The following is a 24,861-nucleotide window of genomic DNA, read 5'->3' on the forward strand; positions in this document are numbered from 1 at the left end:
GTGGGGCGAATTATAGACATCCTGAATCTGCCGTCAAGCACTGATTTTGCTTTTCCTTCAATAACTTATGAAAAGGGCCAAAAACGTGCAGTGCGCACTATATAGAGAGAGACCCAATCACTCCCTCTATATAGAAGGAATGCTCAGAGCACCCCAGCTTGTTTGAAATTCGCTACCGCATCTGCATCCAGCCCCAACACACGCTGCAGAACCTCCAGCGTGTGTTCACCCAGTAGTGGAGGCGCATTACGGTACTCCACAGGCGTCTCCGAAAGCCGAATAGGGCTCGCCACCTGCGGCACCATCCCTGCCAGGACGTGAGGCAACTCAATCGCCAAACCACGAGCCTTGACCTGAGGATCGGCAAACATCTGCGCCAGATCATTGATCGGCCCACAGGGCACACCCGCTTGCTCCAGCTGCAATACCCACTCCGCAGTAGTCTTGAACACCGTTGCCTGACGGATGAGCGGGATCAACTCCAGACGATTCGCCACCCGCAGCTTGTTGGTCGCAAACCGCGGATCATCAGCCCACTGCGGTTGACCAGCCACTTCAGCGAACTTGCGAAACTGCCCGTCATTTCCCACCGTGAGGATGAAATCCCCATCTGCCGTAGGAAAGTCCTGATAGGGGACGATGTTCGGATGCGCATTGCCCAGCCGCTTGGGCGCATTTCCGGTAGTGAGGTAGTTCATCGCCTGGTTGGCCAGACATGCCACCTGGACATCCAGCAGCGCCATATCAATATGCTGCCCCCCGCCGCCATGATCTCGATGCGCAAGCGCCGCGAGAATCGCCACAGTCGAATAGAGCCCGGTCAAAATATCGGTCAGCGCCACGCCAACCTTCACCGGGCCAGCGCCCTCATCCCCCTCAGGTCGACCGGTCAGACTCATCAGACCGCCCAACCCCTGGATCATGAAGTCATACCCTGCGCGTTTGGCGTAAGGCCCCGTCTGACCAAACCCGGTGATCGAGCAATAGATCAGATCAGGGTTGATCGCCCTGAGCGACTCATAGTCCAATCCATACGCCGCCAATCCCCCGACTTTGAAATTCTCGATCAGGATGTCCGACTTGGCCGCCAGATCACGCACCAGTTGCTGCCCCTCCGGCCGAGTGAAATCGATGGTCACCGATTGCTTGTTCCGGTTGGCCGACAGGTAATACGCTGCCTCGCTGGTGTTCTCACCATAGGCGTCTTTCAGGAACGGAGGTCCCCAGGCGCGCGTGTCATCGCCATTGCCCGGACGCTCGACCTTGATCACTTCAGCGCCAAGGTCCGCCAGAATCTGCCCGGCCCACGGCCCAGCCAATACTCGCGACAAATCCAGTACCCGTAGATGCGAAAGCGCGCCCATGGTCGTTCTCCTATTAATAGAACGCCTGGAGGCCGGTCTGCGCGCGACCAAGGATCAGCGCGTGGACGTCGTGAGTACCTTCATAGGTATTCACCACTTCCAGATTGACCAGGTGACGAGCAACCCCAAACTCATCGGAAATGCCGTTACCGCCCAACATGTCACGGGCCATACGGGCGATGTCCAATGACTTGCCGCAGGAGTTACGCTTCATCATCGACGTGATCTCAACCGCCGCAGTCCCCTCATCCTTCATACGACCCAGACGCAGGCAACCTTGCAGCGCCAGAGTGATTTCGGTCTGCATGTCGGCCAGCTTCTTCTGGATCAGCTGAGTAGCCGCCAAAGGACGCCCGAACTGCTGACGATCCAGCGTGTATTGGCGAGCGGTGTGCCAGCAGAACTCGGTCGCACCCAGCGCGCCCCAGGAAATCCCGTAACGTGCCGAGTTGAGGCAAGTAAAAGGACCCTTCAGGCCACGGACATCCGGGAAGATGTTCTCTTCTGGAACAAACACGTTGTCCATGACGATCTCGCCGGTGATCGACGCACGCAGGCCAACCTTGCCGTGAATCGCTGGAGCGCTAAGGCCTTTCCAGCCTTTCTCCAGAACGAAGCCACGGATGTCGCCTGCATCATCCTTGCCCCAGACTACGAACACATCAGCAATCGGGCTGTTGGTGATCCACATTTTGTTGCCAGTCAGGCTATAGCCGCCTTCTACCTTACGTGCGCGAGTAATCATCGCGCCTGGATCGGAGCCGTGGTTCGGCTCGGTCAGGCCGAAGCAACCAATCCACTCACCCGTAGCCAGTTTCGGCAGGTACTTCTGTTTCTGGGCTTCAGTACCGAATTCATTGATGGGCACCATCACCAGCGAAGACTGCACGCTCATCATCGAACGGTAGCCAGAGTCGACCCGCTCAACTTCACGAGCGATGAGGCCGTAGCTGACGTAATTCAAACCACTGCCACCATACTGCTCAGGAATCGTGGCACCCAATAGACCCACTTCGCCCATCTCGCGGAAGATCATCGGATCGGTCTTCTCATGGCGGAAAGCTTCCAGGACTCGCGGTGCGAGCTTCTGCTGAGCAAACTGCTCGGCAGTGTCGCGAATCATGCGTTCTTCTTCAGTGAGTTGTTGATCCAGCAGCAGGGGATCAATCCAGTTGAAGCTAGCTTTACCGGCCATGAGCGTGTCCTCTCGAATCGGGTCAAATAACGTGAGCTGATCCTAGGCCCGCTTCGGCTTCTCGGCAAACGAGGATTTCGCATACTGTTGTGCTAATTTCTCACTCCGTAACGTCGCGAAAGAGCCTTTATGCGATGTATTAGTGAGGTTGAAGTACATGCGCCGTAAAATCCCTAGCACAACCGCCCTGGTCAGCTTTGAAGCGGCAGCGCGCCACGAAAGCTTTACCAAAGCCGCACAAGAGTTATCGCTTACTCAAGGAGCCATTTGCCGACAGATCGCCAGCCTGGAGGAGTTCCTTAGCGTCGAATTATTCCGACGCTCACGGCGCGGAGTGAAACTGACAGAAGCCGGACTCTCCTACAGTCGAAGGGTCGCTACCCAACTCGATGCAGTTGAGCGAGACACCCTGTCAGTGATGGGCCAACAAGGCGCTAATGTGATCGAACTGGCCGTTGTGCCGACGTTCGGCACCCAATGGTTGCTGCCTCGACTCAAAGACTTCCAACAACAACACCCCGAGGTGACGGTAAATCTTACAAACCGCACAAGGCCCTTCTTGTTCGCCGATACGGACTTCGATGCCGCGATTTACTTCGGCGACGCCGATTGGTCAGGTACAGAATCCCACAGGCTAATGGGCGAAAATCCGATGCCAGTCTGCAGCCCTGGCCTGCTGCAGAAAAAGACCCTGCTGACACCCGGTGAAATTGCCGAGTTACCGCTGCTTCAGCAAACCACACGACCTTATGCCTGGCGTCAGTGGTTCAGCTCACAGAACCTTAATATCCCCAGGGACATGACAGGACCTCGCTACGAGCTATTCTCCATGCTTGCCCAGGCGGCGATGCATGACATGGGAATCGCGCTGATCCCGCCATTCCTGATTCAGCGCGAACTGGCAGAGAAACGACTGGTTATTGCGAACCCTCAGGCCTTATCGAGTATCAAGGCGTATTACCTGATGATTCCTGAGCGAAAGGTCGAATCCGCATCTTTAAGGGCTTTTCGCGACTGGCTAGTTAATCAAGCACACGGCTACAGCCTAGAAGGATAAAGGCTTCACACGCTTAATTGACTTCGTAGTCAGAAAAATTGAAACCCTACAGATGTATCTATCTGTCGCATATTCGTAAACTGTATCTGGAAGCAGTACAGATGTCCCACAAGCAGCTACCACCGTGGTGTTCAGCCTGTTTTCAAGCGCAATGGCGCCTCATTCACATGGCCGATGTGGAATTTATTGAATTTCATTAAAAACCTCACCAAACCCACGGTATGCAAGGGATTCCCTCGGATGGTTGCGACATTCGGTCACGGGGTGACTTGTAGTTAATTTTCCGTCACGGATCATATTCTCTTGAAGGGCACAAAGTTCACCTGCAAAATGCCGCGCCCCGCCCTGATTTGGCGGGATCGTGCTGATCGGCCGCCCCAGCCGCACCATCCGAAGTGCCTGGGTTTACTCAATAAGATCACGCAGGAGATTTGACGTGCACATTGGTGTTCCTCTCGAAACCCAGACGGGTGAAACACGGGTTGCTGCTACCCCGGAAACCATCAAGAAGCTGATCGGCCAAGGTCATAAGGTCACTGTACAAAGCGGCGCCGGCATCCAGGCCAGCGTTGTCGACAGTGCCTATGAGGCGGCTGGCGCAACTATTGGCAGCGCCAACGATGCTTTTGGTGCCGAGCTGATTCTCAAGGTGGTCGCTCCTAGCGACAGCGAACTCGCTCTGATTAAGAGCGGCACCGTTGTGGTGGGCATGCTTAACCCGTTCAGCAATGAAACCATTGCGAAGCTGGCCGAGTGCGGCATTACCGCATTTGCACTGGAAGCCGCGCCACGCACCTCCCGCGCTCAGAGCCTGGATGTGCTGTCCTCCCAGGCAAACATCGCCGGCTATAAAGCCGTGTTGCTGGCCGCTCACCACTATCCACGTTTCATGCCTATGTTGATGACCGCTGCGGGCACCGTGAAAGCCGCGCGCGTACTGATCCTTGGCGCCGGCGTGGCAGGGTTGCAGGCGATCGCTACGGCGAAACGTCTTGGGGCGGTGATCGAAGCGTCTGATGTGCGTCCTGCGGTAAAAGAGCAGATCGAATCCCTCGGCGCCAAGTTCGTCGACGTGCCTTACGAGACCGATGAAGAGCGCGAATGCGCTGTCGGTGTCGGCGGTTATGCCCGACCCATGCCAGCCAGCTGGATGCAACGCCAAGCCCTGGCCGTTCACGAACGAGCCAAACAGGCTGACATTGTCATCACCACCGCCCTGATCCCGGGCCGCAAGGCGCCGACGCTGCTGAGCGCGGAAACCGTAGCGCAGATGAAACCCGGCTCCGTGGTCATCGACCTCGCAGCAGCCCAGGGCGGTAACTGCCCGCTGACCGTCGCTGACCAGGTCGTCGTCGAAAATGGCGTGACCATTTGCGGCCCGACCAACCTGGCCGGCGCCGTGGCTGCAGATGCTTCGGCGCTGTACGCACGCAACCTGCTGGACTTCCTGAAGCTGGTCTTCAACAAAGAAGGCCAGTTCGAGATCAACCTCGAAGACGACATCGTCGCCGCGTGCCTCATGTGCCGCGACGGCCAAGTCATCCGCAAAAACGCCTAAGCAGGGATTCAGACGATGGAAGAGCTTATCTCCCCCGGTATCTACAACCTGATCATCTTCGTGCTGGCGATTTATGTCGGTTATCACGTGGTCTGGAACGTTACACCTGCATTGCACACACCTTTGATGGCAGTGACGAACGCTATCTCGGCGATCGTGATCGTCGGCGCCATGCTCGCCGCTGCGCTGACTGTGACACCTCTGGGCAAGACTATGGGCACCCTTGCGGTTGCTCTGGCGGCAGTGAACGTGTTCGGCGGTTTCCTGGTCACTCGCAGAATGCTTGAGATGTTCAAGAAAAAAGCCCCGAAAGTAAAAGAAGAGGCGCCTAAGTAATGAGCATGAACCTCGTAACGACGCTCTACCTGATCGCGTCGATCTGCTTCATCCAGGCCCTCAAAGGCCTATCGCACCCGACCACGTCGCGGCGCGGCAACCTGTACGGAATGCTCGGCATGGCGCTGGCGATCCTCACGACTGTGGGCCTCATCTATAAGCTGGGCGCCGAACTGGCCACCGCCGGCATCGGCTACGTCATCGTTGGTTTGTTGGTCGGCGGCACTGCTGGCTCGATAATGGCCAAGCGTGTTGAAATGACCAAGATGCCGGAACTGGTCGCGTTCATGCACAGCATGATCGGTATGGCCGCCGTGTTTATCGCCATCGCGGCCGTGGTCGAACCGCAGTCGTTGGGCATCGTCAAGCAATTGGGCGATGCAATCCCTGCCGGTAACCGTCTTGAGCTGTTCCTGGGTGCTGCCATCGGTGCAATCACCTTCTCCGGCTCGGTCATCGCATTCGGCAAGCTGTCAGGCAAGTACAAGTTCCGTCTGTTCCAAGGCGCACCGGTACAGTTTGGCGGACAGCACAAACTGAATCTGGTGTTGGGTTTGGCGACGCTCGCTCTGGGCATCACCTTTATGCTGACCGGCAACCTGGGTGCCTTCGCACTGATGCTGGCCCTGGCGTTCGTACTGGGCGTGCTGATCATTATCCCGATTGGCGGCGCAGACATGCCAGTAGTGGTGTCGATGCTCAACAGCTACTCCGGTTGGGCAGCAGCAGGTATTGGCTTCTCGCTGAACAACTCGATGCTGATCATCGCCGGCTCACTGGTGGGTTCGTCCGGCGCGATCCTCTCGTACATCATGTGCAAGGCGATGAACCGGTCGTTCTTCAACGTATTGTTGGGTGGTTTCGGCAACACGGCGGAAGCAGGTCCTGCAGGCGCTAAAGAAGCCCGCCCGGTGAAATCCGGCTCGGCTGACGATGCAACTTTCCTGCTGACCAACGCCGACACCGTGATCATCGTTCCGGGTTACGGCCTGGCCGTGGCACGGGCGCAGCATGCGCTGAAGGAACTGACCGAGAAGCTGACCCACCGTGGTGTGACCGTGAAGTACGCGATTCACCCGGTTGCCGGCCGTATGCCTGGCCATATGAACGTATTGCTCGCCGAGGCGGAAGTGCCTTACGACCAGGTGTTCGAGATGGAAGACATCAACTCCGAGTTCGGCCAGGCCGACGTGGTACTAGTGTTGGGCGCGAACGACGTGGTCAACCCGGCCGCGAAGAACGACCCGAAATCGCCGATTGCCGGCATGCCGATTCTCGAGGCTTTCAAGGCCAAGACCATCATCGTCAACAAGCGTTCGATGGCTAGCGGCTATGCCGGTCTGGACAACGAACTGTTCTACCTCGACAAAACCATGATGGTGTTCGGCGACGCCAAGAAAGTCATCGAAGACATGGTTAAAGCCGTCGAGTAAAACCTGCTCCAGCGCAATACCCCAAACCTCAGCCTTTAGTAGGCTGGGGTTTTTTATTGCCCGTCAAAACCCGACCAAAGGCTCTAAATCAGGGCTCTGCATTCGACCATGGTAGCGGGACGAATTTTTTCGAAATCACTAGACTGCACACCTTGCTTCCGTTGCCCGAGATAACAATCCATGTACCGTGATCGTATTCGCTTGCCTTCGTTGTTGGATAAGGTGATGAGCGCCGCTGAGGCTGCCGCTCTGATTGAGGACGGCATGACCGTCGGCATGAGCGGCTTCACCCGCGCCGGCGAAGCCAAAGCCGTGCCCCACGCGCTGGCAGAACGCGCCAAAATCACCCCGCTGAAAATCACCTTGATGACCGGCGCCAGCCTGGGCAACGACCTTGATAAACAGCTCACCGAAGCCGGCGTACTGTCGCGGCGCATGCCCTTTCAGGTCGATAGCACGCTGCGCAAGGCAATTAATGCCGGCGAGGTGATGTTCATTGACCAACACCTTTCGGAAACCGTGGAGCAACTGCGTAACCAGCAACTGAAATTGCCGGACATTGCAGTGATCGAGGCTGTGGCGATTACCGAGCAAGGCCACATCGTGCCAACCACCTCAGTGGGCAACTCGGCCAGCTTTGCCATTTTTGCAAAGCAGGTCATTGTCGAAATCAACATGGCGCACAACCCTAACCTTGAGGGTTTACACGACATCTACATCCCGACGTACCGGCCGACACGCACGCCAATTCCGCTGGTAAAAGTCGATGATCGCATTGGCAGCACGGCCATCCCGATCCCGCCTGAAAAAATCGTCGCGATCGTGATCACCAATCAATCCGACTCGCCGTCTACCGTCCTGCCGCCGGACGTTGACACCCAGGCCATTGCCGATCACCTGATCGACTTTTTCAAAGCAGAAGTGGCCGCCGGACGCATGACGAACAAGCTCGGCCCGTTGCAGGCTGGCATCGGCACCATTGCCAACTCGGTGATGTGCGGCCTGATCGATTCGCCGTTCGAAGACCTGACGATGTACTCCGAAGTGCTGCAAGACTCGACCTTCGATTTGATCGATGCCGGCAAGCTGAGCTTTGCTTCAGGTAGCTCGATCACCTTGTCGGCGCGTCGTAACAGCGATGTCTTCGGCAACCTCGAGCGCTACAAGGACAAACTGGTCCTGCGCCCGCAGGAAATCTCCAACCACCCTGAAGTCGTGCGTCGCCTCGGAATCATCGGCGTCAACACGGCGCTGGAATTCGACTTGTATGGCAACGTCAATTCCACACACGTCTGCGGCACGCGGATGATGAACGGCATTGGTGGCTCGGGCGACTTTGCGCGTAACGCGCATCTGGCGATTTTCGTGACCAAGTCGATCGCCAAGGGGGGTGCAATCTCCAGCGTGGTGCCAATGGTCAGCCACGTGGACCATACCGAGCACGATGTTGACATCCTTGTCACCGAGATCGGCCTGGCGGATCTGCGGGGCCTGGCACCGCGGGAACGAGCGCGCGTCATCATCGACAACTGCGTGCACCCGGACTATCGCCAGGCGCTGGATGACTACTTCACCGCGGCCTGTGCGCTCGGCGGGCACACCCCGCATATCTTGCGTGAAGCCCTGAGCTGGCACATGAACCTGGAAGAAACCGGGAGAATGCTGGCGGTGTGATTGGTACAGATTGCGGCTGGCGCAAACACAGTTTCGCCAGCTCGTAATCTGAACTCACAAAAATTGAAAAAACTGTACTGCTGTACTGGTCTTTTCCGAGCCTTTCCCTTCTCAAAAATACTCTAAAACACTAAAAGCGCACTGTTTTGATGCGCACAGGTACAGTTGCATCAATTTAGACCAGTACACCCTCCATTAACAGTTAACTGGTACCTCACAATACAAGTGAACTGTATCTAGAGAGACTAGCCAAACAGGAGGATCATTGGCATCAGTTAAACCACTACCTAATCCCGCCACAAGCGGAAGGATGTCAACCATGGAACGTACACTCAGTTCCGAACTGTTCTTCGAAGATACCGCTGCAAAAACCCAGGCTTCGATGCCTCTTCGCGTTATCGCCAACCTGATGTTGTGGCAGCGCCGCATCTCCAGCCGCCACCAATTGGCTCGTCTGGATTCGCGTCTGCTGGCTGACGCCGGGATTAGCGAAGCACAACGCTACGAAGAGCTGAGCAAGCCGTTCTGGCGCTAAGTAGCGTCGCTGGCTCTGACCTGTAGGGTCCACCGCCAGCAACCCGAATTGAACAAGCAAGACCCGTCGTGGGAAACCACGACGGGTTTTGTCGTTTCAGGGCTGCTAAAAGAGATACCAGTACAGTTTTAATGTTTAATATTTTAATAGGTACAATTTTTACATTGACCGAAGTCTGAGATCTCTTGGTCCGTTCTAAACCCTGATTCACAGCTTTCTACAGCGCTTTCACGTCGTTTACTTGGTAATTTGCTGTTCGAATCCATCCGCCGAGGCCTAATATCCTATGGAACGTGGCGAATGAAGCAAAACTGACGTCCGATCCAACAAGCCACCTCTTAATCGGTTCATTTAAAGGAGTTACACCATGTCCCGTCTTCGTCTGCTCAGCGCTGCAGCCCTGCTCGCCGTGGCTGCCAATTCCCACGCCACCAGCTTCATCGTGACCACCGATGCCGTCGTTGGCGCACTGAAATCCAGTTCCGATGCGACTTCCGATGTCACCTCATCCTTTCGCGACGACAAGATCGTACGTGCTGCCCGTGATGACGCCGCCAGCTTTGTCGCCAGCGAAGGCTCCATTCGCGGTGTGAAACTGGAAAGTGCTCTGGATCACATTCGCCATCAGGCACCGCAGCTGAACGCAACCGATGCACAGCTGGCCCAAGCCATCCTGACGATCTGAAAACAGCGTTGATTGGGACACGCAGGTCGTGTCCCAATGTTTCAACACTGGCTCTAGAACAGGCATTGCGCTAGCCTTCGGACTCGCTTTCAACTATCGAGTCTCATGCGTTTTCCTCTAAAACTGTTGGTCACACCCCTCTTCCTTTCGGTTTGCTGGCCTTGCCCGGCCGTTGCTTTCGACGCCTTTAACCTATCTACCCAAGGCATCGTGGCCACCGGCTATGCCACAAGCATGGTGACCTCCGCCCCCTTCGACCGTAAGCTACTGCTCGCTGCGCACGATGATGCTGCTGCGTTCATCGCCAGTGACGGTGCATGGCGAGGCGCGCAGCTTGAATCAGCACTGGTTTATTTGCGTCAAAGCCGGCCAAAACTTCATGCAAGCGACCTTGAACTGGCGCAAGCAATTCTCGTCCAATAGTTATCTTTGTTATTCCGGAGTCGTTCCATGCGTAACCCGCTGATTGCCGCCACCCTTGGCCTGTTGTTGTTGGCCGATGTGGCCCAGGCGCAAACCCTGGTTGCCACCAGTAACATCATCATCCGTGCCAGCCAGCGCACGCTTGATTTCACTTCCGATACCACCACCTCCATTCGCGATTCGAAAATCGTCCGAGAAGCTCATGATGATGCGGCCAGTTTCGTCGCGAGTAATGGAGACATTCGTGGTGCTCACCTGGAAGCGGCCTTCAATACCTTGCGCACCCGAGTGCCGGAAGCTCGCGACGCCAGTGATCAGGTGCTCGCTGAAGCCATCCTCGCACTGTGAGGTCCCTAGGCGCCTGGCTGCTGGCCGGGGTTGTGTTGCTGCTCGGCAACACGGCCCAGGCCGATCTGCAATTACGACTCAAGACCGAAGGTCTTAGCCCGGCGCAACAGCAGGCCAGTCAGGCATTGCTCGATGAAGCCATGCAGGCATTACCGCCGCGCTTCATTGAACAACTGGACCGACGCATTGACGTTGGCTGGACCGATGATATGCCGAGCAACGCCTACGGACAGGCGTCTCTGGTGTCCGAACTCGACCTGAATAGAAACCTGCTCGCCAGCCTCACCGATGGCAGCGCCGCGAGCAAAAAAACCTATCGCCCCCACGGCACCGTGCGCCGGGAAATGCTCGCCACGGTGCTGCACGAACTCACCCACATTTACGACCGTGCACGCCTGTGGCCAGACGCTGAACGCAAGATGATCCAGCGTTGCACGCAGCGCAACAGCAGCTCCGGACTGGTCGGCCTGCCGGATGAGTGCCGTGGCCAGACGGATCGTCGCTTCACCATCAGCGACGACCCGCGCCTGCTCGACCTTGCAGGCTGGCAGCAATATGTGGGTCGCCGCGGTGAACGCGAGCAGCACAATCGGCAGATCGCCCGCAGCCCGGACATCTACGAAACGAGCAGTCCCAAAGAGTTCGTCGCGGTCAACATGGAGTATTTTCTCCTGGACCCGAGTTACGCCTGCCGTCGCCCCGCGCTGTATCGCTACTACAAAGAACACTTCGGCTGGGCACCGGCGGCAAAAGATACGTGCGCCAAGTCCTTCGCCTTCCTCAACGCTGGCAACGATTTCGCCAAGCAACCCTTGGGGCAAGTTGATCCAGAGCGTGTATACGCCGTCGACTACCTGCTGGCTGAAGCCAACCAGAATTGGGTCAGTCGCTGGGGTCACAGCATGTTGCGACTGGTGATCTGTGCCCCCGGTCGTCCCCGTGGCCCCGATTGCCGGCTCGACCTGGACCAGCATCTGGTGCTGTCCTACCGCGCCTTTGTGGGCGACGTACAGCTCTCGAGCTGGGATGGCCTGGTAGGAAAATATCCGTCGCGCCTGTTTGTCTTGCCGCTGGCTCAGGTCATCGATGAATACACCAAGACCGAACTGCGCAGCCTGGCTTCGGTACCGCTGAACCTGTCTCGCACAGAGATCGAGGAAGTGGTGGAGCATGCCGCCGAGATGCACTGGAGTTATGACGGCAATTACTTCTTCCTGTCCAACAACTGCGCTGTGGAAGGCCTGAAGTTATTGCGCAGCGGCACCAACAACAAACAGCTCGTCGGCCTGGACAGCATCATGCCCAATGGCTTGCTGGAGGTCATGAAAGGCCGTGGGCTGGCGGACACCAGCGTCCTGGACGACCCCCGCGAAGCCCTTCGCCTGGGCTATCGCTTCGATTCTTTCCGCGATCGCTATCAAGCCATGTTCGAGGTGTTGAAAAAGCACTTGCCGATCAAGCAGGAGAAAGTCGAAGACTGGCTGGCACTCAAGGCCGATGAACGCCGGCAATGGATCGACCAGGCAGACCTGCGCACCAGTGCTGCATTGCTCTTACTGGAGCAGGCAGCGTTCCGACAGCAATTGGTGCTGGCTCAGGACGAGGTCAAGCAACGCTACCTCGGCGCGCGGGAAATGAAGAATGGCGGCATGGACAAAGCCAACGCTACTCTCCAACAGATTCTCGCCAACAGTGGCTTCCTCAGCCGTCCGGCCGAATTGCTCGGAACGGGCGGTTATGGATTGCCCCAGCCGAGTGAATGGCAGCGTCTGGAATCGGAAAGCAGCCTGCGGCAAAAGCAGCTTCAAGTACTGACCGGAGACCTCGACAAAGAAGTGAGAGCGCTGCTTGAACCAAGCCGTGCCGCCGAGATGGCTGCCAATGAAGCCAACCTGAAGCGAATCGGCGAACATCTACGCAAGCTGCACAAGGCAGCGGGTGGCCTGGAACTGCCTTAACGTTCGACAAATGGAAGACACCTGTAGCGAGGGCGCTTGTCGAATCGTCCCGCCCGGCGGCGAAACCGTCGCCTTGCAGCCCCCGGTACCCTCAGACGTTTCGGCATTTTCATCAATTGACCCTCACTGCACTTACAGCAAAAAGGGCTTCAGAACGTAGTCCTGAAGCCCTCAGTCTTGCTGATAAGTGTGTGCCGCGAGGCTAATTCCTCTGTATCAGGAACTCTACCTTCAGCTGACGCGAGCCTTGCGCACGCCTTCCGATAACGCCGCACAAAGACTCAATACACCATCAATCGCCTGGTCTGGCGTCGTTGCATTGGCAATGTGATCGATCAGCGCCGAACCCACCACCACACCGTCTGCCAGACGGGCGATAGACGCCGCTTGCTCGGGTGTACGGATACCAAAACCGATGCTGATGGGCAGATCGGTATGGCGACGCAGGCGAGCGACCGCCTCCTCAACGTGCTCCAGCGTAGCGGCGCCAGCACCGGTCACACCGGCAACAGACACATAGTAAACAAAGCCGGAACTGCCATTCAGAACAGTCGGCAGACGCACATCATCAGTGGTCGGAGTGGTCAGACGGATGAAGTCCAGACCCGCGGCCTGGGCCGGATCGCATAGTTCGCCGTTATGCTCTGGCGGCAGGTCCACAACGATCAAACCATCAACGCCGGCCTCTTTCGCGTCAGCAATGAAACGCGACACCCCGTACATGTGAATCGGGTTGAAGTAACCCATCAGCACCAACGGCGTCTCGGTGTTGCCCTCACGAAACTCACGAACCATTTGAAGGGTTTTCACGAGGTTCTGCTTGGCACCCAGCGCACGGATGTTGGCGAGCTGGATGGCCGGACCATCGGCCATCGGATCGGTAAAAGGCATGCCCAACTCAATCACATCGGCGCCAGCACCCGGCAGGCCCTTGAGGATCGCCAGTGAAGTGTCATAGCTCGGGTCACCTGCGGTCACGAAGGTCACCAAGGCGGCACGATTTTGTTCCTTGAGTTCGGCAAAACGCGTTTGCAGGCGGCTCATCAGTGTTTCTCCTGCTGGGACGGCTTTTGTTGGGATTGCTCCATGTGGTGCATCACGGTCTGCATGTCCTTGTCACCGCGACCGGACAGGTTGACCACCATCAGGTGATCTTTCGGCAAGCTCGGTGCACGCTTGAACACTTCGGCCAGGGCATGTGCACTTTCCAGCGCCGGAATAATGCCTTCCAGGCGGCAGCATTTGTGGAAGGCGTCGAGGGCTTCGTGGTCAGTCACCGAGGTGTACTGAACGCGACCGATGTCGTGCAACCAGGCGTGTTCAGGCCCGATGCCCGGATAATCGAGGCCGGCGGAAATCGAGTGAGCATCGATGATCTGTCCATCGTCGTCCTGCAACAGGAACGTCCGATTCCCGTGCAACACACCCGGTACGCCACCGTTCAGGCTGGCGGCGTGCTTGCCGGTTTCGATACCGTGGCCGGCTGCTTCAACACCGATGATTTCGACACTTTTATCATCGAGGAACGGGTGAAACAGGCCCATCGCGTTGGAGCCACCGCCGATGCAGGCGACCAGGCTATCCGGCAGACGACCTTCCTGAGCTTGCAACTGGTCACGGGTTTCCTTGCCGATAACGGCCTGGAAATCACGAACCATCGCGGGATAAGGGTGTGGACCGGCAACTGTACCGATCAGGTAGAACGTGCTGTCGACGTTGGTTACCCAGTCGCGCAACGCTTCGTTCATGGCATCTTTCAACGTGCCGGTGCCGGCGACGACCGGGATTACTTCAGCGCCCAGCAACTTCATGCGGAATACGTTGGCCTGCTGACGCTCGATGTCAGTAGTGCCCATATAGATCACGCAATCCAGACCGAAACGCGCTGCCACCGTGGCGGTCGCCACGCCGTGCATGCCAGCACCGGTCTCGGCGATGATGCGCTTCTTGCCCATGCGTCGAGCCAGCAGGATCTGGCCGATGCAGTTGTTAATCTTGTGCGCGCCGGTGTGGTTCAGCTCTTCGCGCTTCAAATAAATCTTCGCACCGCCGCAATACTCGGTCAGACGCTCTGCGTAATAGAGCGGGCTTGGACGTCCGACGTAATCTCGCTGGAAGTAGGCCAATTCCTCTTTGAATGCCGGATCTTCCTTGGCCACTTCGTATTCACGGGCCAGGTCGAGGATCAACGGCATCAGGGTTTCAGCCACGTAGCGGCCGCCGAAGGCGCCAAACAGGCCGCTGGCATCAGGGCCGTTTCGCAGATTGGTCTGGGTCATGGGTCGCTCCAGTTGAATTCGTGTGATGACAATGAGGCTTACTCTACCCCTGACGCTCTATGCTGAAAACCGATAAGATCGCCACAACCTGTCAGGAAAACTCACAGATAAAATGAGCCATGACCTCCCCCCGCTGAACGCACTTCGCGCCTTTGAGGCCACTGCCCGCTTGAACAGCGTCAGCCAGGCTGCGGAACAGCTGCACGTTACTCACGGTGCAGTAAGCCGCCAGCTCAAAGTACTCGAAGAACATCTGGGCGTCAGCCTGTTCATCAAGGAAGGCCGCGGCCTGAAACTCACAGATGCCGGCGTTCGTCTACGCGATGCCAGCGGTGAGGCCTTCGAGCGCCTGCGTACCGTCTGCGCGGAACTGACGCAAAGCCATGCAGATGCACCTTTCGTTCTGGGTTGCTCGGGAAGCCTGCTGGCGCGTTGGTTCATTCCACGGCTGGGACGGCTGAATGCCGATCTGCCTGATCTGCGTCTGCACTTGTCCGCAGGCGAAGGTGATCTCGATCCACGTCGCCCGGGACTGGATGCGTTGCTGGTATTTGCCGAACCACCCTGGCCCGCCGACATGCAGGTCTACGCCCTGGCCAGCGAACGAATCGGGCCGGTGATCAGCCCACGCTTCATCGGTTATGAAAGGTTGCAGCACGCACCCGCCAGCGCCCTGCTCAACGAACCTTTGCTGCACACCACCTCCAGACCGCAAGCGTGGCCGAGCTGGGCACACCAAAGTGACCTCGATGCCAAGTCATTGAAGTACGGGCAGGGTTTCGAGCATTTGTATTATTTGCTGGAGGCGGCGGTTGCCGGACTGGGGGTGGCGATTGCGCCCGAACCGTTGGTGGCAGAGGATTTGAAGGCCGGTCGCCTGGTTGCGCCTTGGGGTTTCAAAGAAACCTCGGCGCAACTGGCGTTGTGGCTACCCAAGCGCGCCGCGGACGGGCGCGCAGGGCAATTGGCGCGGTGGCTCAAGAATGAGCTGCGCCAAGCGGATTAGTCACCGCGTTTGCACAGCAGGTAGGCGGCCAGCAGGCCCAGTGCACCCACGGCAACACCGGCTGTAGTCCAAGGGTGTTCCTGGGCGTAGTCCCGCGTAGCAATCCCGGTTTCACGGGTTTTGACTTTGACTTCTTCATAGGCATCGCTGAGCAAGTGACGCGAATGTTTCAGCGCGTTTTCAGCGTTGCTTTTCAAGACTTTGAGGGTTTTGCGCGACTCGTCCGAGGCGTCGTCCTTCAGGCTTTCCAAAGACTTCAGCAGACTCTCGATCTCGGCTTCCATGCTTTGCAATGAGGCTTTACGTAAAGAGGTGTTGGCCATGGTGGCTCTCCTGCATTGGTGATGAGTGGCGTGTGTTGGTTGGGACTGCACCGGTTCGAGAAAGTGCAGTAAATCTGAACTTCCTTGTCGGTTTAGTCGACAGAAGTAAGAGCAAAAATCACTGCTAGTCTGTATTTCATACCCCAAGGAGAACGCTATGACTGACCACCACACCTACAAGAAAATCGAGCTGGTTGGCTCGTCCGCCAGCAGTATTGAAGACGCCATCAACAACGCGCTCGCCGAAGCCAGCAAGTCCATCAAGCATCTGGAATGGTTCGAAGTGACCGAAACCCGCGGCCACATCAAGGACGGCAAGGCCGCGCATTTTCAGGTAACACTCAAAGTCGGTTTCCGGATTGCCAGCAGCTGAGTTTGAGCTAGTCTTCTGAACTTGCGCGCTGGCCGCATGCCATAGGGAATGGCAAAGCGCTACATGAGTGCATCCGGCGAAAGCTGGATGCCCCTATTGATCCGACCAGGGAGTGCGACCGATGAAGAAGTTTATTTTAGCGGTGGGTTTATTGAGCCTTGCCGGCGCGGCGTTTGCTGATGGCAAGTCTTGCGAGGAATTGAAAGCCGAAATCGCTGCGAAGCTCGATGCCAAGGGCGTTTCCGGTTATTCACTTGAGATCGTTGATAAAGGCGCTGCCGCTGACGGAAAAATCGTCGGCACCTGTGAAAAGGGCAGCAAGGAAATTGTCTACAAACGATAAATCCCTCACAAATAAAAAGGCCGACGCAATGACGTCGGCTTTTTTATCAGCGCTTTCCAGGATTCAGCCTTTCATGACCTGCGCCAGCAGCTCATACGAGCGCACACGATCGGCGTGTTCATACAGGTCGCAGGTGAAAATCAACTCGTCCGCCTGGGTCTGCTCAACGAGCACTTCCAGCTTGGCGCGGATTTTCTGCGGGCTGCCCACCATTGCCAGACCAAGGAAGTCGCCGACCGCTTCTTTTTCATGAGGCAACCACAGGCCGTCCATGGTTTTGACCGGCGGACGTTGCACCAGGCTCTGGCCACGCATCAACGCAAGAATCCGTTGATAAACCGACGTTGCCAGATAATCGGCTTGCTCATCGGTGTCGGCGGCCACCAACGGCACGCCCAGCATGACGTACGGCTTATCCAGCACAGCTGAAGGCTTGAAGTGATTGCGGTAGACACGAATCGCCTCATGCATGAAGCGCGGTGCGAAATGCGAGGCGAACGCGTAAGGCAATCCACGCTCACCGGCCAATTGCGCACTGAACAGGCTCGACCCCAACAACCAGACGGGAACGTTGGTGCCCGTGCCAGGCATTGCGATGATCCGTTGATCCGGCGTACGCGGGCCGAGGTAGCGCATCAGTTCCGCCACATCTTCCGGGAACTCATCCGCACTGCCCGAACGCTCACGGCGCAGGGCGCGGGCAGTCATCTGGTCAGAACCGGGCGCACGTCCCAAGCCCAGGTCGATACGACCCGGATACAGGCTTTCGAGCGTCCCGAATTGCTCGGCAATCACCAACGGCGCGTGGTTAGGCAGCATCACGCCGCCGGAGCCAACGCGAATAGTCGACGTGCCGCCGGCCAAATAGCCCAGCAATACCGAAGTCGCCGAGCTGGCGATACCGTCCATATTGTGGTGTTCAGCCACCCAGAAGCGGTTGTAGCCGAACTTCTCGACGTGTTGCGCCAGGTCCAGAGAATTGCGCAGCGACTGTGCCGCACTGCCATTTTCCCGAACAGGTACCAGGTCCAGGGTCGAAAATTTGATGTCGGACAGTCGTTTCATAAACCTGCTTCTCCAAATGGGGTGCAGGTTTGTTCTCGTGAACGAAAACCTGCCGAATCTATAAGCGTGTTTCATGCAATGAGGGCATATACCCGAGTTTCAATAGCCACGAGGAAATTTCCTACGAAAATAGTAGGAGATATCAGATGGGGTGAACTTCTCACCCCGGTCTATCCTCAGAACCCTAGCAACCGAAAACCACGAAGGCGCGACGTTTCGCGCCGGATCTTGAGGAGGCAGACATGGCTATCACTAAGAAAGCATCGGCGCATTGGGAAGGTGACCTGAAAACCGGCATCGGCTCGATTTCCACCGAGACCGGTGTGCTCAGAGAAGCGCCTTATGGCTTCAAAGCGCGTTTCGAAGGCGGTAAAGGGACGAATCCGGAAGAACTGATCGGCGCCGCTCATGCGGGCTGTTTCTCCATGGCATTTTCGATGATTCTCGGCGATGCGGGCCTGAAGGCTGACAGCATCGATACCAATGCCGAAGTCACGCTGGATCAGGTTGAAGGCGGTTTCGCGATTACAGCGGTGAAATTGATCCTCAAAGCGAAAATCCCTGGTGCGACCCAGGCGCAGTTCGAGGAGCTGAGTAACAAGGCCAAAGAAGGCTGCCCGGTTTCCAAGGTGTTGAATGCGAAGATCAGCCTGGACGCCACGCTGGTCAGCTAAGTCGAGTTGTCGCAAAAAGATCGCCGCCAGCGTTGGCTCCCGCACGAAACACTGTTTCATGTAGAAGCTTCCGCTGGCGGCGATATTTTTTGCCTTGAAACAAAACTCGGCTTGTAAAAATGTGGTCGAATAAATGACAGCAGCTTTAGCGCATGACGTGCGCGTTGCCTGAAAAGGAGCTTCAACCATGAAACGTTTTGCTTTGGCGATTATCTGCGGTGCACTGGCCACTTCGGCCTTGGCGGCCCCAAAGGACTGCGAAGAACTCAAGAAAGAGATTGAGGTCAAGATCCAGGCGAATGCCGTGCCCTCCTACACCCTGGAAATCGTGTCGAAAGAAGAAGCTGACAAGCATGATGTAGCCATGGTTGTGGGTACTTGCGACAACGGTACCAAAGCGATCATTTATCAGAAAAACAGCAATTGATCCTGCTTACATCACGCAGTTGACTTGCCGGTCTTCAGCAACGATCTCACGCTTGGCGTTGTAGAGCCTCGCGCTGGGGGTGAAGGCCAGATTTCGGGCTTCGAGCAAATAGCGCTGGCCCGCCTCGAAATGGTCGTAGTTGATGGTCAGATAGCACAACCGCTCGACCGGTCCGGTCATCAAGCTTCCGCCCCCGCCAAACACTTCGAAATCGAAACGCACTAACAGCTCGTGGCTGCCGGGAGCGACCTGAAAGTAACGCCCGTCCCGCAGTCGCTGGTTGTCCAGGCGTTCGGCCATGAGCAATTTGCCACCAGGGCTGGGGGTTGCGAAGTCGACCCAGGCCATCTGCGGATTGACGGCCGGCATGGGGCTCTGGCAGCCGGCAACCAGGCTTGCAGCAAGCAACAGAATCATCCTGCGCATGATGAATGTCCCAAGAATTAGACATTCAGCATAGCGCCGATCAGGTGCGCTGACAGCCCGCGGGTTTACCCTGACCAATCACTTTTCGCTGTTGATCATAGAGCTTCGCCCATGGTCGGAAGCCGATATTCCCTGCTTGCAGCTGATATTTCTCACCGGCGTTGAAGTCGTTGAATTTCACGTTCATCTGACAGTCACGCCATAAAGGTTCCGCGTCCGGGCCGATGTTGGTGGGTTGAACCGGGAATTGGTAACGCACCGTCAACTCGTGACTGCCCGGCTGCACCTCGAAATAACGCTTGTCAGAAGATGCCTTGTCATCGACTTCCAGCGCTTGGAGCGCGGTGTCTTCTTGCTGTGGGTCGAGGTCGATCCAGGCTTGCGAAGGATCTTGTTGAGGTATTCCGAAACCAGCACAGCCTGTCAGCATCAACAGGCCTCCCGTCAGCATCAATTTGCGCATAGCGGAGCTCCAGTGAGGCGGGATAGTCTTGCGGGCAGACTTTCCAGGGATGATTTTATTTTGATCAGGCCGTCTTTGAGCCTTGGGTTACTTGATCGCGTTTTGCGCGTTTTGTTTCCGGGCGTGCTGCTTTTGTTGCTCAGCGGTTGCACCAGCGTCAGCTACTACAGCCAATTGGCCAGTGGTCAGCTCCAACTGCTGCGGGCACGTGAGCCGGTCCAAGAGGTCATTTCCGATCCTCGAAGGGACCCGAATTTGCGTGCTCGCCTGGTTCAATCGCAAGCCGCCCGAACATTTGCCAGCCTGCAACTGCACCTTCCCGATAACAAGAGCTACCGTCTGTACGCCGATATTGGTCGGCCGTTCGTAGTCTGGAACGTCTTCGCCACCCCCGAATTCTCCCTGTCGCCGCAAAACCATTGTTTCCCCATCGCCGGCTGCGTGGCCTATCGCGGTTATTACCGTCAGGGCGCTGCGCGTGGCGAGGCCGCGTTACAACGCCTGCAAGGTATGGACGTGTCGATCGGCGGCGTCGAGGCTTATTCGACGCTTGGCTGGTTCAACGATCCGATAATCAGTTCGATGATGAACTGGGGCGACGAGCGCCTGGCAACACTGATCTTCCACGAGCTCGCGCATCAACGCTTTTATGTGAAGGACGACACCGAGTTCAACGAGTCTTTCGCCACCTTCGTGGAACAGGAAGGCACCCGTCAATGGCGTGCAACTCGAGGCTTGGCGCCGGACAACACGGCAGCGATTCAACGGCGGGATCAGTTCATTCAACTGGTTCTGAATACCCGCACGCGGCTTGAGCAGCTATACGCCCTGCCGCTCTCTGCAGACCAGATGCGACAGCGCAAAGCGGCCGAATTCGAACGGTTGCGCAGTGATTACCGGAAAATGCGTGACGACCAATGGGCCGGGGACAAACGCTACGACGCCTGGATCAACGCGCCGATGAACAACGCCCGGTTGTTGCCATTCGGGTTGTATGACCAATGGGTCCCGGCTTTTGCGGCGCTGTATAAACAGATGAACGGGGATTGGACGAAGTTCTACGCGGCAGTGGAAAAGCTTGGCGCGCTGCCGGCTGACGAACGCAAAGCGGCGCTGAAGGCGTTGGCAGAATCATAAAAGTGTATTGCCAGAACAAACGGCATCGCGGCAAGCCTTGCTCACACAGGCGGCGGATCAATTTGTATTGCGTCGAAACCTGTGGGAGCAAGGCGTTGCCCGCGATGGCGTACTGATCAGCCCCGCAAAAACGCCTGATGCAACTCATCCAGCGTTTCGAAGTGATAAGCCGGCGCTTCGGCGCTCAACTCTTCCCGGCTCCCAAAACCGTACCCCACCGCCGCGGCATCGAGGCCATTACTGCGTGCGCCGATCAGGTCGTGCTTGCGGTCTCCGATCATCAGCGTGGTGGCCGGATTCAGACCCTCTTCGGCCATCAGGTGAGCAATCAGCTCGACCTTGTTGGTCCGGGTGCCGTCCAGTTCGCTGCCGTAGATCACCTTGAAGTGTTTGGCGAAATCAAAGTGCCGGGCGATTTCCCGGGCAAAAACCCAAGGCTTCGAGGTCGCGATGTACAGCTGTCGTCCTTGCCCACCGAGGGTTTCCAACAACGGCGTGACGCCATCGAACACGCGGTTCTCATAGAGGCCGGTGACCTTGAAACGTTCGCGATAGAAATTTACCGCTTCCCAGGCTTTAGGCTCGTCGAACGCATAAAACTGCATGAACGCCTGCAACAGCGGTGGACCGATGAAATGTTCGAGTTTGGTCAGGTCAGGCTCATCGATGCCCAGCTTGCTCAGGGCGAACTGGATCGAGCGGGTAATACCTTCCCGCGGGTCGGTCAGGGTGCCATCGAGGTCGAACAGAACGGTTTGGTAATGCATGAAAAATCCTGGGCAATTGCGAAAGGCTTTGTGAAAGGGTGTTTCAGAGCTGGTCGTAGCCTTCCGCCAGGTGCAAATCCTTGAGCTTCACGTAATTCGCCGCACTGTAGGTGAAAAAGGCGCGTTCTTTGTCAGTCAGCGGGCGAACCTGTTTCACCGGGCTGCCCACATAAAGAAAGCCACTGGCCAGCCGTTTGCCCGGTGGCACCAGGCTGCCGGCTCCGATGATGACGTCGTCCTCAACCACCGCACCGTCCATGACAATGCTGCCCATTCCAATCAAAACCCGGCTGCCCACACTGCAGCCGTGCAGCATGACTTTGTGCGCGATGGTCACATCGTCGCCAATCAGCAGTGGAAAACCGTCCGGGTTGAACGGGCCAGCATGGGTGATGTGCAGGACACAGCCATCCTGAACGCTGGTGCGCTGGCCGATACGGATGCGGTGCATATCACCGCGAATCACCGTCAACGGCCAAACAGAGCTGTCTTCGCGGATTTCAACGTCGCCAATGACCACTGCCGAGCTGTCGACAAAAGCGCCGTTACCCAGCACTGGCATGTGATTCTGATACTTGCGAAGGGTCACGATAGGCTCTCTCTCTTTTGCTGATAGCTGCGGTCGGCGTCGATTGTAATTAAGATGGGGGCATGTTTCTTCCAGCCAAGGTGTCAACCGTGAGCGTGAACAACCCTCTTTTGCAGTCCTACGACCTGCCGCCGTTCTCCGCGATCCGTGCCGAACACGTGCAACCGGCCATTGAACAGATCCTGGCTGACAACCGTGCCGCCATTATCGAGATACTCAAAACCCAAGGCAAACAACCGACCTGGGCTGGCCTGGTGCTGGCGATGGACGAGTTGAATGATCGCCTGGGCGCAGCCTGGAGCCCGGTCAGCCACCTGAATGCGGTGTGCAACAGTGCCGAACTGCGCGAAGCCTATGAGTCCTGCCTGCCTGCCTTGAGCGCCTACTCTACGGAAATGGGCCAGAATCGCGAGTTGTTCCAGGCCTTCGAAGCGTTGGCCAACAGCCCGGAAGCGGCCGGCTTCGACGTTGCGCAAAAAACCATTCTTGAACACTCGCTGCGTGACTTCCGTCTGTCGGGTATAGATTTGCCTGAGGCCGAGCAAAAGCGCTACGCCGACGTGCAAAGCAAATTGTCGGAGCTGGGCAGCCGCTTCTCCAACCAACTGCTCGACGCGACTCAAGCCTGGACCAAACACGTCACTGACGAAGCCACCCTCGCCGGCCTGACCGATTCAGCTAAGGCGCAAATGGCAGCCGCCGCTCACGCCAAAGAACTGGACGGCTGGTTGATCACTCTGGAATTCCCAAGCTACTTCGCCGTGATGACCTATGCGCACGACCGAGCTTTGCGCGAGGAAGTCTACGCCGCCTACTGCACCCGTGCGTCGGACCAAGGCCCAAATGCCGGCCAGAACGACAACGGCCCGGTCATGGAAGAAATTCTCGACCTGCGTCAGGAGTTGGCAAAGCTTCTGGGATTCGACAGCTTCTCGGAGCTGAGCCTGGCCACCAAAATGGCCGAGTCCAGCGATCAGGTCATCAGCTTCCTGCGCGACCTGGCCAAGCGCAGCAAACCCTTCGCCACTCAGGATCTGGAGCAGCTCAAAGCGTACGCCGCCGAGCAAGGCTGCCCGGACCTGCAAAGCTGGGACAGCGGGTTCTTCGGTGAAAAACTGCGTGAACAACGGTACAGCGTTGCTCAGGAAGCATTGCGTGCTTACTTCCCGATCGACAAAGTGCTCGGTGGCTTGTTCGCCATCGTCCAGCGCCTGTACGGCATCGAGATCGCCGAGCAGAAAGGTTTCGACACCTGGCACCCGGATGTCCGCCTGTTCGAAATCAAGGAAAACGGCCAGCACGTCGGCCGCTTCTTCTTCGACCTTTACGCTCGCGCCAACAAGCGTGGCGGCGCCTGGATGGATGGCGCTCGCGACCGCCGTCGTACGGCTGAAGGCGTGTTGCAAAGCCCGGTGGCCAATCTGGTGTGCAACTTCACCCCGGCGGACAGTGGCAAACCTGCCCTGCTGACCCATGATGAAGTGACCACACTGTTCCATGAATTCGGCCACGGCTTGCATCACCTGCTCACCCGCGTCGAACACGCTGGCGTATCCGGCATCAACGGCGTCGCGTGGGACGCGGTCGAGCTGCCAAGCCAGTTCATGGAAAACTGGTGCTGGGAGCCTGAAGGTCTGGCGCTGATCTCCGGTCACTACGAAACTGGAGAACCGCTGCCTCAGGACCTCCTGGAAAAAATGCTCGCTGCCAAAAACTTCCAGTCCGGCCTGATGATGGTTCGCCAACTGGAGTTCTCGCTGTTCGACTTCGAACTGCACGCCACCCACGGTGACGGCCGCAGCGTGCTGCAGGTGCTCGAGGGCGTACGCGATGAGGTGTCGGTCATGCGCCCTCCGGCCTACAACCGTTTCCCCAACAGCTTTGCGCACATCTTTGCCGGCGGTTACGCAGCAGGTTATTACAGCTACAAGTGGGCGGAAGTGTTGTCAGCCGATGCCTTTTCGAAATTCGAAGAAGACGGCGTGCTCAATGAAGCAACCGGTCGCGCGTTCCGTGAAGCGATCCTGGCGCGGGGTGGTTCTCAGGAACCGATGGTACTGTTCGTCGACTTCCGTGGCCGTGCGCCATCGATTGACGCACTCTTGCGCCACAGCGGCCTGAGTGAGGACGCCGCAGCATGAGTGAGGGTCCTGTGATCACCAAAAGACGCTTTATCGCCGGGGCGGTTTGCCCGGCCTGCAGCGAGCCGGACAAGCTGATGATGTGGAGCGAAGACGATGTTCCGCATCGTGAGTGCGTGGCCTGTGGCTACGCCGACACGCTGAATGAACAAGGCCTGTCTGTACCCAAGGAATTGGGTACGCGGGTGAATACCTCTGCATTGAAAGCGCCGGACGCCAAGGTTCAGGCGGTGCAGTTTTTCCCGAACCCGAAGCTGAAAAAAAAGACTGACGAATAACACT

The 24,861-nt window shown here is 57.2% G+C and carries 28 protein-coding genes; 18 read left to right on the top strand and 10 right to left on the bottom strand.

Features of this window, described 5'->3' with window-relative positions:
- Positions 1-143: 143 nt before the first annotated feature.
- Together AC3ZVB_RS17395 and AC3ZVB_RS17400 are read right to left on the bottom strand one after the other, a co-directional pair.
- Positions 144-1,364: a CaiB/BaiF CoA transferase family protein gene (locus AC3ZVB_RS17395; protein ID WP_490147263.1), complete on the bottom strand. Its 1,221-nt coding sequence runs from the start codon at positions 1,362-1,364 to the stop codon at positions 144-146.
- A 13-nt stretch (positions 1,365-1,377) separates the two neighbouring features.
- On the bottom strand, positions 1,378-2,559 hold the full coding sequence (locus AC3ZVB_RS17400; RefSeq protein ID WP_490147264.1) for an acyl-CoA dehydrogenase: 1,182 nt from the start codon (positions 2,557-2,559) through the stop codon (positions 1,378-1,380).
- A 157-nt stretch (positions 2,560-2,716) separates the two neighbouring features.
- On the opposite strand from AC3ZVB_RS17400, the gene AC3ZVB_RS17405 reads away from it, so the two are divergent.
- The 10 genes from AC3ZVB_RS17405 (at position 2,717) to AC3ZVB_RS17450 (ending at position 12,566) form a co-directional block, all read left to right on the top strand.
- On the top strand, positions 2,717-3,616 hold the full coding sequence (locus AC3ZVB_RS17405) for a LysR family transcriptional regulator (protein ID WP_162438937.1): 900 nt from the start codon (positions 2,717-2,719) through the stop codon (positions 3,614-3,616).
- A 436-nt stretch (positions 3,617-4,052) separates the two neighbouring features.
- On the top strand, positions 4,053-5,174 hold the full coding sequence (locus AC3ZVB_RS17410; RefSeq protein WP_162438936.1) for a Re/Si-specific NAD(P)(+) transhydrogenase subunit alpha: 1,122 nt from the start codon (positions 4,053-4,055) through the stop codon (positions 5,172-5,174).
- Between the two features lie 15 nt (positions 5,175-5,189).
- Positions 5,190-5,510 carry an NAD(P) transhydrogenase subunit alpha part 2 gene (locus AC3ZVB_RS17415; RefSeq protein ID WP_003187417.1) on the top strand — a complete coding sequence of 107 codons (321 nt, stop codon included), beginning with the start codon at positions 5,190-5,192 and terminating at the stop codon, positions 5,508-5,510.
- A complete protein-coding gene (locus AC3ZVB_RS17420; protein ID WP_162438935.1) occupies positions 5,510-6,943 on the top strand; it encodes an NAD(P)(+) transhydrogenase (Re/Si-specific) subunit beta in 1,434 nt (477 codons plus the stop codon). The genes AC3ZVB_RS17415 and AC3ZVB_RS17420 overlap by 1 nt, the downstream gene beginning before the upstream one ends.
- Positions 6,944-7,123: 180 nt before the next feature.
- Positions 7,124-8,617 carry a succinyl-CoA:acetate CoA-transferase ScpC gene (scpC, locus tag AC3ZVB_RS17425; RefSeq protein ID WP_490147265.1) on the top strand — a complete coding sequence of 498 codons (1,494 nt, stop codon included), beginning with the start codon at positions 7,124-7,126 and terminating at the stop codon, positions 8,615-8,617.
- Positions 8,618-8,936: 319 nt separating this feature from the next.
- Positions 8,937-9,152 carry a DUF1127 domain-containing protein gene (locus AC3ZVB_RS17430; RefSeq protein ID WP_007902752.1) on the top strand — a complete coding sequence of 72 codons (216 nt, stop codon included), beginning with the start codon at positions 8,937-8,939 and terminating at the stop codon, positions 9,150-9,152.
- Between the two features lie 367 nt (positions 9,153-9,519).
- Complete coding sequence (locus AC3ZVB_RS17435; RefSeq protein WP_162438933.1) at positions 9,520-9,837, top strand: DUF2388 domain-containing protein; 318 nt, start codon at positions 9,520-9,522, stop codon at positions 9,835-9,837.
- A 105-nt stretch (positions 9,838-9,942) separates the two neighbouring features.
- Positions 9,943-10,260, top strand: coding sequence for a DUF2388 domain-containing protein (locus AC3ZVB_RS17440; protein ID WP_490147266.1), 318 nt, complete (start codon positions 9,943-9,945; stop codon positions 10,258-10,260).
- 27 nt (positions 10,261-10,287) lie between these two features.
- A complete protein-coding gene (locus tag AC3ZVB_RS17445) occupies positions 10,288-10,608 on the top strand; it encodes a DUF2388 domain-containing protein (protein WP_162438931.1) in 321 nt (106 codons plus the stop codon).
- Positions 10,605-12,566 carry a DUF7844 domain-containing protein gene (locus AC3ZVB_RS17450; protein WP_162438930.1) on the top strand — a complete coding sequence of 654 codons (1,962 nt, stop codon included), beginning with the start codon at positions 10,605-10,607 and terminating at the stop codon, positions 12,564-12,566. Before AC3ZVB_RS17445 ends, AC3ZVB_RS17450 begins: the two co-directional genes overlap by 4 nt.
- Before the next feature lie 231 nt (positions 12,567-12,797).
- Here AC3ZVB_RS17450 and trpA read toward each other — a convergent pair whose 3' ends face one another.
- Both trpA and trpB read right to left on the bottom strand, forming a co-directional pair.
- Positions 12,798-13,610, bottom strand: coding sequence for a tryptophan synthase subunit alpha (trpA, locus tag AC3ZVB_RS17455; protein WP_194690791.1), 813 nt, complete (start codon positions 13,608-13,610; stop codon positions 12,798-12,800).
- A complete protein-coding gene (trpB, locus tag AC3ZVB_RS17460) occupies positions 13,610-14,845 on the bottom strand; it encodes a tryptophan synthase subunit beta (RefSeq protein WP_162438928.1) in 1,236 nt (411 codons plus the stop codon). Before trpB ends, trpA begins: the two co-directional genes overlap by 1 nt.
- 112 nt (positions 14,846-14,957) lie before the next feature.
- Between trpB and AC3ZVB_RS17465 the strand changes: the two genes are divergently transcribed.
- Positions 14,958-15,851: a LysR family transcriptional regulator gene (locus tag AC3ZVB_RS17465; RefSeq protein ID WP_490147267.1), complete on the top strand. Its 894-nt coding sequence runs from the start codon at positions 14,958-14,960 to the stop codon at positions 15,849-15,851.
- On the opposite strand, the gene AC3ZVB_RS17470 is transcribed toward AC3ZVB_RS17465, so the two are convergent.
- A complete protein-coding gene (locus AC3ZVB_RS17470) occupies positions 15,848-16,174 on the bottom strand; it encodes an ElaB/YgaM/YqjD family protein (RefSeq protein ID WP_162438926.1) in 327 nt (108 codons plus the stop codon). The genes AC3ZVB_RS17465 and AC3ZVB_RS17470 overlap by 4 nt on opposite strands.
- Positions 16,175-16,331: 157 nt before the next feature.
- Between AC3ZVB_RS17470 and AC3ZVB_RS17475 the strand changes: the two genes are divergently transcribed.
- Together AC3ZVB_RS17475 and AC3ZVB_RS17480 are read left to right on the top strand one after the other, a co-directional pair.
- A complete protein-coding gene (locus AC3ZVB_RS17475; RefSeq protein WP_162438925.1) occupies positions 16,332-16,547 on the top strand; it encodes a dodecin in 216 nt (71 codons plus the stop codon).
- A gap of 121 nt (positions 16,548-16,668) precedes the next feature.
- Complete coding sequence (locus AC3ZVB_RS17480) at positions 16,669-16,890, top strand: DUF1161 domain-containing protein (RefSeq protein WP_162438924.1); 222 nt, start codon at positions 16,669-16,671, stop codon at positions 16,888-16,890.
- Between the two features lie 63 nt (positions 16,891-16,953).
- Here AC3ZVB_RS17480 and AC3ZVB_RS17485 read toward each other — a convergent pair whose 3' ends face one another.
- On the bottom strand, positions 16,954-17,955 hold the full coding sequence (locus AC3ZVB_RS17485; RefSeq protein ID WP_162438923.1) for an LLM class flavin-dependent oxidoreductase: 1,002 nt from the start codon (positions 17,953-17,955) through the stop codon (positions 16,954-16,956).
- A 242-nt stretch (positions 17,956-18,197) separates the two neighbouring features.
- On the opposite strand from AC3ZVB_RS17485, the gene AC3ZVB_RS17490 reads away from it, so the two are divergent.
- Entirely contained in the window at positions 18,198-18,629 is a 432-nt protein-coding gene (locus AC3ZVB_RS17490) for an OsmC family protein (protein ID WP_064675278.1), read from the top strand.
- 187 nt (positions 18,630-18,816) lie between these two features.
- On the top strand, positions 18,817-19,056 hold the full coding sequence (locus tag AC3ZVB_RS17495; protein ID WP_490147268.1) for a DUF1161 domain-containing protein: 240 nt from the start codon (positions 18,817-18,819) through the stop codon (positions 19,054-19,056).
- A 6-nt stretch (positions 19,057-19,062) separates the two neighbouring features.
- Here AC3ZVB_RS17495 and AC3ZVB_RS17500 read toward each other — a convergent pair whose 3' ends face one another.
- Together AC3ZVB_RS17500 and AC3ZVB_RS17505 are read right to left on the bottom strand one after the other, a co-directional pair.
- Positions 19,063-19,482 (bottom strand): PA0061/PA0062 family lipoprotein, encoded by a 420-nt coding sequence (locus AC3ZVB_RS17500; protein WP_490147269.1) that lies wholly within the window; start codon positions 19,480-19,482, stop codon positions 19,063-19,065.
- 40 nt (positions 19,483-19,522) lie between these two features.
- Positions 19,523-19,945 carry a PA0061/PA0062 family lipoprotein gene (locus AC3ZVB_RS17505; protein WP_162438920.1) on the bottom strand — a complete coding sequence of 141 codons (423 nt, stop codon included), beginning with the start codon at positions 19,943-19,945 and terminating at the stop codon, positions 19,523-19,525.
- A gap of 60 nt (positions 19,946-20,005) precedes the next feature.
- Between AC3ZVB_RS17505 and AC3ZVB_RS17510 the strand changes: the two genes are divergently transcribed.
- Positions 20,006-21,082 (top strand): aminopeptidase, encoded by a 1,077-nt coding sequence (locus AC3ZVB_RS17510; protein ID WP_490147270.1) that lies wholly within the window; start codon positions 20,006-20,008, stop codon positions 21,080-21,082.
- 116 nt (positions 21,083-21,198) lie between these two features.
- Here the strand turns inward: AC3ZVB_RS17510 and AC3ZVB_RS17515 are convergent, their stop codons facing one another.
- Entirely contained in the window at positions 21,199-21,849 is a 651-nt protein-coding gene (locus AC3ZVB_RS17515) for an HAD family hydrolase (RefSeq protein ID WP_490147271.1), read from the bottom strand.
- Positions 21,850-21,892: 43 nt separating this feature from the next.
- Positions 21,893-22,438 (bottom strand): gamma carbonic anhydrase family protein, encoded by a 546-nt coding sequence (locus AC3ZVB_RS17520; protein WP_490147272.1) that lies wholly within the window; start codon positions 22,436-22,438, stop codon positions 21,893-21,895.
- A gap of 62 nt (positions 22,439-22,500) precedes the next feature.
- Here AC3ZVB_RS17520 and prlC point away from each other — a divergent pair, with 62 nt between their 5' ends.
- Positions 22,501-24,579, top strand: coding sequence for an oligopeptidase A (gene prlC, locus AC3ZVB_RS17525; protein ID WP_490147273.1), 2,079 nt, complete (start codon positions 22,501-22,503; stop codon positions 24,577-24,579).
- Complete coding sequence (locus tag AC3ZVB_RS17530) at positions 24,576-24,857, top strand: YheV family putative zinc ribbon protein (protein WP_162438915.1); 282 nt, start codon at positions 24,576-24,578, stop codon at positions 24,855-24,857. Before prlC ends, AC3ZVB_RS17530 begins: the two co-directional genes overlap by 4 nt.
- Positions 24,858-24,861 lie beyond the last annotated feature (4 nt).

The organism is Pseudomonas sp. MDV22-iso1 (assembly GCF_058145095.1).